This is a genomic window from Candidatus Competibacteraceae bacterium (assembly GCA_016699715.1).
In the GTDB taxonomy this organism is placed as follows: Bacteria; Pseudomonadota; Gammaproteobacteria; order Competibacterales; family Competibacteraceae; genus Competibacter.
The window spans coordinates 1,474,491-1,487,243 of the sequence record CP065007.1; the positions used below are offsets into that span (position 1 = coordinate 1,474,491).

12 protein-coding genes are annotated in these 12,753 nt (G+C 50.1%); 1 reads left to right on the forward strand and 11 read right to left on the reverse strand.

The genetic code is table 11. The annotated features are described in order from the left end of the window. Positions 1-104: 104 nt before the first annotated feature. The 11 genes from IPM89_06595 to gmd all read right to left on the reverse strand — a co-directional run bounded on the left by IPM89_06595 (position 105) and on the right by gmd (position 11,928). On the reverse strand, positions 105-776 hold the full coding sequence (locus tag IPM89_06595; protein QQS55456.1) for a class I SAM-dependent methyltransferase: 672 nt from the start codon (positions 774-776) through the stop codon (positions 105-107). 37 nt (positions 777-813) lie between these two features. Further along, positions 814-1,980, reverse strand: a complete 1,167-nt coding sequence (locus IPM89_06600; protein QQS55457.1) for a glycosyltransferase family 4 protein — start codon at positions 1,978-1,980, stop codon at positions 814-816. 59 nt (positions 1,981-2,039) lie between these two features. After that, positions 2,040-3,353, reverse strand: a complete 1,314-nt coding sequence (locus IPM89_06605) for a hypothetical protein (GenBank protein ID QQS55458.1) — start codon at positions 3,351-3,353, stop codon at positions 2,040-2,042. A gap of 173 nt (positions 3,354-3,526) precedes the next feature. After that, positions 3,527-4,270, reverse strand: coding sequence for an FkbM family methyltransferase (locus IPM89_06610; GenBank protein QQS55459.1), 744 nt, complete (start codon positions 4,268-4,270; stop codon positions 3,527-3,529). Next, entirely contained in the window at positions 4,267-5,586 is a 1,320-nt protein-coding gene (locus IPM89_06615) for an O-antigen ligase family protein (protein QQS55460.1), read from the reverse strand. Before IPM89_06615 ends, IPM89_06610 begins: the two co-directional genes overlap by 4 nt. 6 nt (positions 5,587-5,592) lie before the next feature. Next, entirely contained in the window at positions 5,593-7,029 is a 1,437-nt protein-coding gene (locus tag IPM89_06620) for a hypothetical protein (protein QQS55461.1), read from the reverse strand. 20 nt (positions 7,030-7,049) lie between these two features. Beyond that, a complete protein-coding gene (locus tag IPM89_06625; GenBank protein QQS55462.1) occupies positions 7,050-7,685 on the reverse strand; it encodes an FkbM family methyltransferase in 636 nt (211 codons plus the stop codon). Between the two features lie 152 nt (positions 7,686-7,837). Then, on the reverse strand, positions 7,838-8,635 hold the full coding sequence (locus IPM89_06630) for an FkbM family methyltransferase (protein QQS55463.1): 798 nt from the start codon (positions 8,633-8,635) through the stop codon (positions 7,838-7,840). 44 nt (positions 8,636-8,679) lie between these two features. Then, on the reverse strand, positions 8,680-9,846 hold the full coding sequence (locus IPM89_06635; protein QQS55464.1) for a glycosyltransferase: 1,167 nt from the start codon (positions 9,844-9,846) through the stop codon (positions 8,680-8,682). Next, a complete protein-coding gene (locus IPM89_06640; GenBank protein ID QQS55465.1) occupies positions 9,846-10,793 on the reverse strand; it encodes a GDP-L-fucose synthase in 948 nt (315 codons plus the stop codon). Before IPM89_06640 ends, IPM89_06635 begins: the two co-directional genes overlap by 1 nt. A gap of 4 nt (positions 10,794-10,797) precedes the next feature. Next, complete coding sequence (gene gmd, locus IPM89_06645) at positions 10,798-11,928, reverse strand: GDP-mannose 4,6-dehydratase (protein QQS55466.1); 1,131 nt, start codon at positions 11,926-11,928, stop codon at positions 10,798-10,800. A gap of 261 nt (positions 11,929-12,189) precedes the next feature. On the opposite strand from gmd, the gene IPM89_06650 reads away from it, so the two are divergent. Further along, positions 12,190-12,726 (forward strand): transcription/translation regulatory transformer protein RfaH, encoded by a 537-nt coding sequence (locus IPM89_06650; protein ID QQS55467.1) that lies wholly within the window; start codon positions 12,190-12,192, stop codon positions 12,724-12,726. Positions 12,727-12,753 lie beyond the last annotated feature (27 nt).

Consider the following 12,753-nt stretch of genomic DNA (forward strand, 5'->3'; position numbering starts at 1 on the left):
TTATATTAGCTCGGTAGTATTTAATATTCCATGCGAAAATCCGGCAGATAACTAAGTCGATCCACACAGCCAAGGCATTATTATAAGGAGACACGTTTACTTTATTAAAAAACACCCTCGTTACCGGAAACATACATAAACGTTTTTTCGATTAAAAAACCAGCATTAGTCAATATTGAAGTTAGCAGCTTTAAAGGGATACCTCGCTCTCTTTTTATAAGGCCAGGTCTAGGATATCGCCAATCACCCATAGATGAAATTGGCTCCCGCAGAAGCATTACGCCATCTTTCACTAAACACCTTGAACACTCCTTAATTACTTTGGAAACATTAGGAATATGATGCATGACGCCATGGCAGGTTACTAAATCAAAAGTCGAGTCAGCAAATGGTAAATCTCCCAAAGCCGTAGGCTTAACATATCTACATGGAATACCGAAGATTCGATCCACACCTGAAAATACTTCGGATGGATCCAATAGTGTGACAAAATCTATCTTTCCGGAAATAGGTTGCAATTCTTCGCCATAGGCCTCTCCAAAACAAAGGACATGCCGAAATCGCTGGTTATTAGGTAAATACGAGTAACCATGATGCCAATTTAACTTATGGTAACCATATCTGTGATGTGATCTATGATATAGACCGAGTTCAGCGTACCCTTCTTGCTCGTCCCGAAACCACTCTTCAATTTCGGACTCACTGAAATCGTTCCCGTAGAGTTTTTCCCCATCAAGGAAAACATCATTATCTTGGCGAGGAATTTTCGTTTTCATGTTTGCACCATTGTGTTTTTTTACTAGAAAAACGCACTTAATCACGCCTAGTAAAGCGTAGCACACCTTCAATAATACGTGCGGCATGCTGTTCCGATGTGTATCGTTCGACCGCACGCCTCCGAGCATTTTTGGAAATGATAAGTCGCATCTCATCATCTAGTAAACATTTTTTAATAACCGTGATGAGTGAATCGATATCATTATCGCAATAGAAGAAACCTGTCTGTCCTTCTTCAACAGCCTCCCACTCGGTTCCGTGACGAGCCAAATTATCGGAGATGATTGGAGGTAGCCCGTAGCCCATAGGGTGTATAATCGGTAACCCTGCCTCTGGAATCAAAGCTGCTGCGCTCAACTTCATATATTTAGCGATCTCTATTTCGTCATAAATAGCGCCTACAAAATGAACTTTTCTTTGGGTCGCCAGTTGGAGTGAAAGGCTATGTAAATTATCAACGTCGTCACCGTCACCGATAAGCAGAAGATGAACATCGTATCCTTGTGCAGCAAGTGCGGTAATAGCATGTAAAGAAATACTCAATCTTTTACGAGGGACGATTCGTCCGATGAAGAGCAGCACAAAAGCACCGGCAGCAATTCCTAGTTTCTCACGCAACTGCTGAACGTCTTCCTCACGCACCATCGCCTCAGCCGCACGTTGCGCCGACACATCGAGTGAATTGTAGATAACATGAATCCGGTCAGCAGGCACTCCCCCATCAGTTAGCAGCCGCTTTGGATAATCGCCATAAAGCAAAAGCCCACGCGCAAGATTGTAAAAAGCGCGCCTGAACCACCATTTCGGTCCAGACTCTGACCTTTGAAGACCAATCGTCCAACTGAGAACAGGCACGTTGCACCAGCGCCCCCATAACAACACGAGCCAACTGGTGATGTCATAAACACTACCTTGAACGATTACGCAATCCGGCTGCTCACGACGTACCAAGCGCCAGGCTTCAGGGTGCCAAGTGAAACCAGAATGCCCTCCAAAACGAATGTTTCGAGGTGCAACAAGATGGTGTCGAATTTGATCTAGCTCGGCGCCTTGTAGTGTGCGTAATCCCTCTGCATGATCTCCCGCAATAATCGTGAATACTGGATCACTACTGGCTGAGAGAATCTCGAATACCCTCTTTCGGTAGGTGGGTATGACGGGCTGTAATATTAGAACGCGTAAAGGTAAACTTGAGCGCTTCATCACAGGTTGCTATACGGGTTTGGCACAAGGCGTGGTCATCGGGCGATTTTGGAAGGCCGTCAAGATGAGCTTGGTTCTTTGTGTTGCGGCTGTAGTATTTTTGCCATCTCCCCAATCTCAGTGAGTGTCGTATGACGTCCCCTCATGGTGACTTGGAAGGTGGTATTGCCACATCTTACTGGTGTATTCGTCTCGGCTGTTTCTTCCTGCCAGGGATTGATCGCCATAACGATGCACTCGCCGTCATTCACAATCAATTGACGGATAAGTGGGCGTTTCTCTTTCCAGAGCACATGGGCTGGTTCGTCGATAACAAGACGTGCCTTGCCAATCTTGTCCGACAGGTTTGCAACCCTGTTGAGAGATTGCATGAAGAGCGACAACCTTGCGTAAGGCGGACCATCACCAGGCTTCAGTTGTGGTTCATAGCCAAACAGGACGATACCTTTAGCCCCACTGAAGAAGGGGAGTATGGCCATCGCTTCGGCAAGATACGGTTCGAGTTCGCGATGTCCATCTTTCTGAAATTGCAACGATTCATAGGCAAACAAAGGCTTGTCACCTAACCGTCGTGTACGCAGATAGTTCTCCTCGACATTTGCAGCCATATAGAAGATTGTTTCGGGGGAATCGTAGAAAGCATAGATACTGGCGATATAAAAATCAACGTACCGATCAATGTATTGCCAGAGTTTCCAGTCAGAGTGGTGTGTTCCATCGATCTGTTGAGCTGTTTTGCCTGCGATCCCCCAATAGTCTCGACGGAAAGGTTGTACCCCATAGAGACCAACGCGAGAATCGGGATCAATCTCCTTCGTCCATTTGAGGGGTAGCCAGAACCATTCGGCCCACTCTTGGAAGTAGGTTTCCTCGAAGTGGTGAAGGGTCTCCGCTTTGGAGGCTGCGCGAATGGACGGATCAGCCCAAGCTTTGGCGGCATCCTCCTGAAATTCGAACTCGATATCATGGACGTAAATACCACAACTGCGTTGTGCAGTAATGTTGCGCTTGATGATCCGCTCAAAAAATGATGGCTTTACCCAAGGGTTTTTATTACCTTTATCGAGATAATGTGCAATATTTTCCTGTTGCTTACCGGGATAATCAGCATAGGGATTGATCAGTGTAATGGGCTTGAAGCCATGTGCGAACGCTTGAGTCTCGTTTTCCCCATTGGTTCGATCAAGAACATTCCAAAAAACCTCTAGCCCACCACGCATGGCAAATATTGGTAACTGGCTCCAATCTGGCTTGATCTGTTGATTGGCTACTTCGTCTATACTTTGAACCTCACGAGCGGTCAATACTATGCTGAAAATAAGCGCAATTAGACCGGCAAGAATAGCGATCAACTTCTTGATGAATGTTGGCATTTGTTCACTTCGGCTTGTTATCTTTGAAGATCGTAAAATTCGCCCTACAACAACACCAAACCCACAAGAATCGACGAAGAACCACATCTTTCATCATGAGCGTCCATTTCACTGGGTTGGTATCGCTCGTCAACTTTCTGGTCGGACTAGAATAAGGAATGCGCACAGATGCATTAGCAAGGATCAAGAATTGGTGCTGCTTTTACAAAGGTATAATTGCCGTTACCCTGCGCATAAATTAACAGATAGCCAGCAGAAAGTAATTTGCTAATTGAATATCGAATTCTATTTTTATAATTACTATCTAATTGATTGAAATATTCATCATATTCTACACAGATTACTTTAACTTTAATTCCATCCTCAATGATAGAATCTATAACCTTATACTCCGCTCCTTCTATGTCTATTTTTATTAGGTCTATTTTTTTATGACCAATCTCATTCATTATATCTTTTAGTCTTTTCACTTTAACGACAATATATTCATCAGTTTTTTGAAGGTTCACAAGGGAATGAGAGACATGTTCTATATTGCGTGGAACGTAAAATTTTAGTGTATCTTCCTTATCCCAAAGCCCCACCTCAAAAAAATGATATTTAGGATTTTGACCCGCTACCTTTTCAACATAACTAATTGCTCTCGGCGTTGGATCAAAAGCAAATACATCACATGAAAAATACTCAATTAATCCAAGATCAAACGAAATATCTTCACCACAGCCAACACAGTAACAAACTGAGTTGGCATCAATTAAAGTCGATGGGACTACCCAGCTTCCATATCGTGAGCCAATCTCTTTTAAATCGTTACGACGGTTTACTTTATATAATGAAATATAATCAAAACCGAGTAGCCCAAAAAAGTGGTTTTGGAGCTTAGCCCATAACTTTTTAGCAATTTGTTTTGGTTTCATAGTATTACTCGCTGAGTCAGTTGATTACGTTTACGTCCGTACCAAATACTAATTACAATAAACGAAGTGATCCAGAACCCGGAAGACCCCCAAAGTGATCCGCTAAATTGTGAACCAATAAAATCTCTGATGAAAAGGAGTGCTATAAATACATGCGCAAACGAATCTGTGTGATTCCTTATAATCCCAATGGTCGCACGAAGAGCCAAGCCAATATGTAATGCGAATGGAATACTCCCAATCAGACCGACGGACATAAGCGAATCCAAGAGAATGTTATGCGAATAAACCCCCGTTTGAAGCTCAATAGCATATCTTCCAATGAGGGGATTTTCCAAGAATTGTTCCCATGCTCCCTCGAAGGAAAGGATACGACCCTTTGTTGACAGGTCATCGTGGGTATCGATTCTGTTGAGTGCATCCATGGCACTTTCTAAATAGATAGGGTTAGCGAACAACGCGATTAATGTGACTGCACCACCGAGTATGACCAACATCGAGATTCTACGGCTTCCCTTAGTAATCAGAATATAAATAATCAGTGTCAAAATCCCGGAAATCATTGCTCCCCGTGACCGCGCCAGAGAAATTATTACCAGCAACACCGGAGTAATCAATAATGCTTCAATTATCACTCGCTTAGATCGGGAGAATTGAATTAGATAGTATAATATGAAACTAACAGCAACATAAGAGAGAGAAATTGGATTAATCTTAGTCAACATCATTCGGACTTCCGCAGATTCAGCGAGCGCCTCACGATTAAGCCAGACACCGACCAGGAAAAGGATAGCAAAACCCGATAGCAGTGCAACCATGTCCTCATCACGAATTGCTGGTTCGATGAATGCGAGTACATAAGCCGGAATAATGCTGGAAAAGAAAAATATCATAAGAACAAGGGTATTATTACCAGGAATAATTTCAATGTCCGAAAATAATATATTCTCAACAAGCCTAAGCGTGTAGAAAAATAAAAAGATAGTTACCGGAAGCAGAAATTTGTTGAAACCCTTCTTTTGTCTGGCACGGACACTGGTAAAAGCGATGGATAGAATTACCAAAGATCCCGCACGAATTACGATATTGCCAACGCTACCTTCGGGAAAAATGACATTCACATAAGCAGCAAACGTGTAATAGCCTATAGTTGGAAACAGCAGCAAGAAGGCGGCTGCTGGACTGGTCAGGAATCGGAAAACCTTCAACGGACGAGACATAGGCCGACGGGGAGGGAAAATCAATGTTCCTCCCGTGACCGGAATATCATGCGCATCTACATCTGCCCTCTGTTTTGAATTACAAGTATGGGTCACGTCTCTTCACCTTAACGCCACCACGTAGACCCCCATCGCCGCCGCACTTATTGCCGCAATGGCGAAGCTTGCCGCCAAGAGTTCCCAGCGCAAGCGTCGCACCACATCCATCATACCAAGGACATGGGCGTTGCCAATGACCACGGTAAATGTGCTCAGAACCAGCCCGGTAACGATTGCAGCGATAAGGCCCGTCGAACCAAAAGTTGGAACCAGAAAAAACACGCCCACCAACACCGAGAGGGCAATCAGCGCATGGCTGACGAAATTCCAGCGCAATACGCCTTGCCCTTGGGCAGCGAAATAGAGCGGAACACCAAGGATATTAATGGCCCAACCCACCGTCAGCTCTGCATTCATTGACAGCACCTCAGGCTCCAGCCGGCCAAATACCATGAGACTCATCAACGGCGCACCAGCGAGCGCGAGAAGCGCTACACCTATTGCTGCCAACATCGCCACCCGCGTTGATTTCTCCAGCATCCGCCGAACGGACGAATGATCACTGGATTGCAGCGCGGCAAAGGCCGGAATGAGCGGGGTCGCGGCGGCAATCACCAAACCACGGACCTGCACCACGAGGCGGGAGGACAGTTCATAATAGGCAACCAAGCCAGGGCCACCGGCATGGTTGAAGGCAAACTTGGACAAAGGCTCAAACAGCAGGCCCATCACTCCGATTGCATTCAACTTCAGCGCATAACCGGTCGTCTCTGCAAACACGCCGCATCGCCAACGATATGGCAGCCAACCAATACCCGCTACATGAAGCCGCAACACCAGCCAGCCCAGCCCTAACATGATGATTTGCTGTAGCAACAACGCGACCCCATAACCGATGACGCCGTAGCTCGGCACCAACAGCCAGCTTGCAGTTAGAAAAGCCAAAGCCGCGACTATAACCACGATAGCCCGTTGATCAGCGCGTTGCGTTCCATCAATACCGGAGGTTACAGCGACCGCCAGACCACCAAGCACCATCGTAGCGACCACAAAGGGTAAGAGCGTTTCAGCCTCGGCTAAATACTGCGCCGCGATAAAATGCGGCAAGGCCATCGGCCCCACGAGATAAATCACCAGACCGAGCGCGATATTGAAGCCTATGCTCGTCAGCATCACGGTATGCACATAATCACAGGCGGGCACGGCCTCGCCGATTCGAGAACCCATAGCGACAAACCGCGCCAGCGCGCCGGCGCCACTGATATCACCGATTCGCACCAATGAAGAACCAGCGATCAGCAGCGACCAGACGCCGAGCCGCTCAATACCGACATGGGCCACCAGCAGGCGATAAACGAAAAATATGCAAAATACTACAACGAGGCTTTGGCTAAGAGCGAACAGCGCATTACGGCCAAGCCGACCAGGGGCAAGAAGTACACTCAAGGCCGCGAAAGCTCGATCTACTGCCGGGAGTATGCCCACGCGATCATTAAGCAACGGGAGTGATTCCGTGGCTCTCATAATTCACTGGTGGTTGGAGGCTTAAAGCAGACTAGGTCGATAGCGCCAAGCCGAAGAGATTGTGGTTGCCTATAGGCCGATGAAATATCCCATATTTCAAATCCATAAGATGCAAGCAATTCCATCATATCGGTGACAGGTGGTTGCCCGCTATATAATGAATCGACACATAATTCAGTGATAATCCCACATGCACGACTCAGTATATCCCCAGCTCCATTCAAAACAAGCTGCTCCCCACCTTGAACATCCAGCTTCAAAAATAGATTTTTCACATCCAAAATATATGGAGAAGCAACATCATCAAGCCGCCCCGTTTTAACCTCAATATGATCGACAACTCGAACTTCTGATAGTGAATTAGTGAAATTTTTTGTCGGCTGAAATAGAGAACTAGATGTATCAGAAGCCGTAACATAAAATTCAGCTATCCCAGTTCGGTCACTTAGCGCAATTTGAGGACCAATGATCCAGCGATCACCAAATAATTTTGCCGTTTTTGATAGTTCCGTATACACTTGCGGAAGAGGCTCAAATGATACAATCCTGCCAGGATAACCTGCTGCAAATAGGCTTTGAGCAAACTGCCCTTTATTTGCACCCACATCAAGAGTAAGGTCGACATTATGCATTCGCAAAAAATGTACAAGCCTAAGATCAGTTCGCGACCTAGGACCATTTAATTTAATTTCCAAGCCAAAGTGACGTCCGATTCGTCCTAAGAACGCCTTATGTGACGGCTTTATACGATCAAGAAAATTTAGCACTCGCTGCTCTCCATTAGTTAAGATCGCCAGCAACCTGGAAGAACGACTGTCGAACTACTAGATACATTATCGATATCTAGTGGATGAGGATAAGTGAAATCGTTTGTTTGCATCGAGAAAGGTCTATCATTACGATAAAAGGTGATTTCCATTAGTGATGGAACAGAAAACCTATCAAATACTGTAGGATTAACTATATTGTTAGGATGCAAATGTACAACAGAATGGGTCTGCAAAATTTTGCGGAAAGTAGCCTCAATAAAATCAAATGAATAGCGGCTAAATACTTGCTTTAAATCGTGGAATTCGATCACCATGATCCGAAACATTCTTAGAGTTTCACTATTAGCATCTAGCAGTACGCGCCATTCAGCGCCTTCAATATCCATCTGAAGAATACGATCTCCGCACAGTTCCCGCTGAATTGAAGCGCATAAAGAATCAAGTCGTATATGTTTATCATCCTCAAAGACATCCAGAAATTTCTTCACGAATTGAAAGCGGCTATTCGATTGAGGAGGACCATCAACCGACGCATCAGCCATAAATACACGAATGCCGCGCTCCGCCATTGCTAAATCGAAACCTATTTCTACCGATATGCCTGGGGAGACACAGACTGAGATGCCGTCAAGATCATCGGGCAACAAATAGCCACCATCACCATTCGGACCAATCCTAACTAATGGAGCGACAGTAGACTTTGGCCTCAATGATCGAATCAGTGCATTAATTCTTGCCGGATCGGCTGATCGCTCTATCCAGAAATTCCAACCAAGAATCTGTTCAATGAACTGTTTTAATTTAGCTTTCATCGGTATTTTTGATGCCTTGCCTTACGCGCTGTTGAGTGAATGATTCAATCTTTAGCATTAGCAACCTTGCCACACTCCAGCCCCGCACGAACGGTATCATCGAACTGACGCCGCCATGTGCCGACAAGGTGGGTTCGGTCGAACTCGGACAGGGCTGGCGTAACCTCCTGCCGCGAAGACAGCCGATCCAGTATCGCCGCGAGGGACTCGTAGGCGTCGAAAGCAACAGGGTGATAATCAGCGCAAGCCCTATCAGCGAAGGCGGCTATTACCGAGCCTTCACGCACGATCACCGGCACCCCCCATTGGATCGCCCGCCCAAATACGCCAGAAGCCTGATCATAATCCGGCGCATAGCAGGCCCAAATGGCATCGGCGATACCGTAGAGACTCTCTAGCTCGGCGTCCGAGATAAACCGATCAAAAATCAGTGCGCCTTGAGCCAATAATCGTGCAGCGAGATCGTCATTGCCCGGCATAACACGCCCAGCGCAGACAATGAGGACGTGATTCACAATCTGCGGATGCCGCTCCAACGCCTCGACTAAGAATCCGAGACCCTTACCAATCCCTAGCGCCCCCAAAACACAGCAGATTCTGCGGCTAACAGCGCGCTCCCGCACCTCGTCAGAAAGTCTGGTGCATCCCGGCATACGAAGCGCAATGCCGTCATGTAGATCCCAGTACTGCGGATCGCACACGCCGGCACGCGCCACCTCTGCGTAGCGCGGGGCCACCTCAAATGGTGTAATTGTTACGACAGTGAGCAGTCTTACACGGCGCAATGCCCGAAAAACGAAACGCTTGAGGGGATAGATGAGCTTGCCATATTCAAAGCATTTTTGAGCACGCAGAAACAGCGCTACTGTGGGACGACCGAGAACGCTACGGATTATGGAGATAACGACGAATAAGAACATGTGTTCATCGAGTGAGGCGAACAGCAGATATTTAGCGTTAACCAAGCGCTGAAATAGACGACCTGATATCTGACCGGTCACAGGAGAAAGTCCGTACATCGGGCCAAGAAGATCAAAGTACGACTGGCGATGGCCATCTACACTTTTCATGTAAATGAGCTGCTCAGACTGTTTACCAGCATTTTTCATTATTTTGTTGCCGCCCCGGCGAAATCCTCCAAATACACCCGCTGGATTTTCGGCAGCTTCAGCAAAGAACCGTAATGCCGCTAATCCGTTCATGCGGACCATCAAGGCCTCAATGCCCCGACATCCTGCTGCTCCAAATACCAGGCATAGGTGGCGGTAATCCCCTCACCCAGCGGAATCCGCGCCCGCCAGCCCAACCCATTCAACCGCCCAACATCCAACAACTTGCGTGGCGTCCCATCCGGCTTACCGGGGTCGAACACGATCTTGCCGGAATAGCCCACCACCTCACGGATTAACTCAGCCAGCTCGCGGATGGTCACGTCCTCCCCCACCCCAACATTCACAATCGCCTCACCGTCATAAGTACTCATGAGAAACAACGCAGCATCGGCCAAGTCGTCCACATGCAGGAACTCGCGGCGGGGCGTACCGCTACCCCAGACGGTCACGCTCGGCGCATCGGCGATTCGAGCCTCGTGAAACTTGCGGATCAGCGCCGGCAGGACATGGGAATTGGCCAGATCGAAGTTATCGCCGGGACCGTAGAGATTGGTGGGCATCAGACTGATGGCGTTGAAACCGTACTGGCGGCGGTAGGCCTGACAGGTCTTGATGCCGGCGATCTTGGCGATGGCATACCACTCGTTGGTCGGTTCCAATGGCCCGGTCAACAGGCTGTCTTCATGAATCGGCTGCGGGGCCAGCTTGGGGTAGATGCAGGAGGAACCGAGAAACTGCAACTTCTTCACCCCATGGCGCCAGGCGGCATGAATCACACTGCTCTGAATCGCCAGGTTGTCGCGGATGAACTCGGCCGGATAGCTGGCGTTGGCGTGAATGCCGCCCACCTTGGCCGCCGCCAGAAACACATACTCGGGACGTTCGGCGGCAAAGAAGGCATCGACCGCCGCCGGGTCGCTCAGGTCGAGTTCGGCGTGGGTGCGGACCAGGAGTTGGGAATAACCGGCCTGTTGCAGGCGGCGGACGATAGCCGAACCCACCAAACCCCGGTGGCCGGCGACATAAATGCGGGCATCGCGTTCCATAGCCCTACTCCTGACGATCGAAGGCGCGGTAGCCGGCCGACCTGACCAAAGCGTCGCATTGGGCCTGGCGCAGATCTTCGCGCGCCATCTCGGCGACCAGATCGGCGAAGGCGGTGCGCGGGGTCCAGCCCAGCTTTTCGCGGGCCTTGCCGGGATCGCCAAGCAGCGTTTCGACCTCGGTGGGGCGGAAGTAACGCGGATCGACCCGGATCACGGTGCGGTCGACCAGCGCCCGAGCACTCTCGGGCAACGCGGCGGCGGCATCGACGGCGGCGACCATGCCCGTCTCGGCGACGCCCTCTCCTTCCCAGCGCAGCGTCAGACCGAGCACGGCGGCGGCGCGGCTGGCGAACTCACGCACACTATGCTGTTCGCCAGTGGCAATCACGTAATCGTCGGGTGTGTCCTGTTGCAGCATCAGCCACTGCATCTCGACGTAGTCGCGGGCATGGCCCCAGTCGCGCCGGGCCGACAGGTTGCCCAAGTACAAGCAATCCTGCAAGCCGAGGGCGATACGGGCCAGGGCGCGGGTGATCTTCCGGGTCACGAAGGTTTCGCCGCGCACCGGACTTTCGTGGTTGAACAGGATGCCGTTACTGGCGTGCAGCCCGTAGGCCTCGCGGTAGTTGACGGTGATCCAATAAGCATAAAGTTTGGCGACGGCGTAGGGCGAGCGCGGATAAAAGGGCGTGGTCTCGCGCTGCGGGGTTTCCCGCACCAGACCGTACAGTTCAGAGGTGCTGGCCTGGTAGAAACGGGTTTTCCGCTCCAGCCCCAGGATGCGGATGGCTTCCAGCAGACGCAAAGCACCGAGCCCGTCGGAGTTGGCGGTGTACTCCGGTTCCTCGAAGGAGACGGCAACGTGGCTCTGGGCGGCAAGATTGTACAGTTCGTCGGGTCGCACCTGCTGGATGATGCGGATCAGGCTGCTGGAGTCGGTCAGATCGCCGTGATGGAGAATGAAGCGGCGATCCGGTTCGTGCGGGTCCTGATAGAGGTGATCGATACGGTCGGTGTTGAACAGCGAGCTGCGGCGCTTGATACCGTGGACGGTGTAGCCCTTGGCCAGCAGAAATTCGGCCAGATAGGCGCCATCCTGGCCAGTGATGCCGGTGATGAGGGCGGTCTTGTTCATGATTTAAAAAGGCTGTCTTGTACGAAAAAAGTTCGGAAAGTCACGCTACCGCCCTACCGTACTCAGGGCGGCATCATCGGTAAATCGTTGTGGCACAAATTCGTTCAAAAGCTGAACGACAGCCGGTAAGGTTAATGTTGTTTTGGCGTTAGGCGCAAGCCTATCTCACTCGCCCGAAGGGATTTTTACCCGAACGCCAGCTTGCGTTTTGCGCGCGCGTGAGGAATATTTGGAGGCTAATCGCCCAAACACGCGCATCCGATGATGAACACTTCCCCCGCTCAAACCCATTCCGCCGCTGGCTGCTGGCTCGCTGTCTTCAGCAAACCGCGCCGGGAAACGGAAGCGGCCGAACAACTGACGCGGCAGGAATTCACGGTATTCCTGCCGCGGGTCCGCATCCGGCGCCGACTGCGTGGCCAGTGGCGCGACGTGATCGAGCCGATGTTCCCGCGCTATCTGTTTCTGTGGGCCGTGCCGGGCCAGGACGACCTGCGGCCGATCCGCTCGACGCGCGGCGTGGTCGGACTGGTCCGCTTCGGCGGTGAATTGCGGCCGGTGCCCGAACCGGTGATCGCCGAATTGCGGCGGGTCTGCGAGGGGGGCATATTGGATCTGCCATCGCCGCTGGTTCCCGGCTCCCGAGTGCGGATCATTACCGGCCCGTTCGCCGGCCATGAGGCGGAATTGCTGCACACCGACGGCGCGCACCGGGCGCGAGTGCTGTTGGAACTGCTCGGACAGCCCAACGCGCTGACGTTCCCGCTGGATGCGCTGACGCCGGCCGAAAAGACTTAGCCCCCGCAACCGCGCCATCGGCCCGCT

Bases quoted from the DNA above. Each gene is read 5' to 3' on its own strand.
- IPM89_06650 (QQS55467.1), top strand. From the start codon at position 12,190: ATGATGAACACTTCCCCCGCTCAAACCCATTCCGCCGCTGGCTGCTGG.
- IPM89_06595 (QQS55456.1), bottom strand. From the start codon at position 776: ATGAAAACGAAAATTCCTCGCCAAGATAATGATGTTTTCCTTGATGGG.
- gmd (QQS55466.1), bottom strand. From the start codon at position 11,928: ATGAACAAGACCGCCCTCATCACCGGCATCACTGGCCAGGATGGCGCC.
- IPM89_06610 (QQS55459.1), bottom strand. From the start codon at position 4,270: ATGAAACCAAAACAAATTGCTAAAAAGTTATGGGCTAAGCTCCAAAAC.
- IPM89_06640 (QQS55465.1), bottom strand. From the start codon at position 10,793: ATGGAACGCGATGCCCGCATTTATGTCGCCGGCCACCGGGGTTTGGTG.
- IPM89_06630 (QQS55463.1), bottom strand. From the start codon at position 8,635: ATGAAAGCTAAATTAAAACAGTTCATTGAACAGATTCTTGGTTGGAAT.
- IPM89_06635 (QQS55464.1), bottom strand. From the start codon at position 9,846: ATGGTCCGCATGAACGGATTAGCGGCATTACGGTTCTTTGCTGAAGCT.
- IPM89_06600 (QQS55457.1), bottom strand. From the start codon at position 1,980: ATGAAGCGCTCAAGTTTACCTTTACGCGTTCTAATATTACAGCCCGTC.
- IPM89_06605 (QQS55458.1), bottom strand. From the start codon at position 3,353: ATGCCAACATTCATCAAGAAGTTGATCGCTATTCTTGCCGGTCTAATT.
- IPM89_06625 (QQS55462.1), bottom strand. From the start codon at position 7,685: ATGCATAATGTCGACCTTACTCTTGATGTGGGTGCAAATAAAGGGCAG.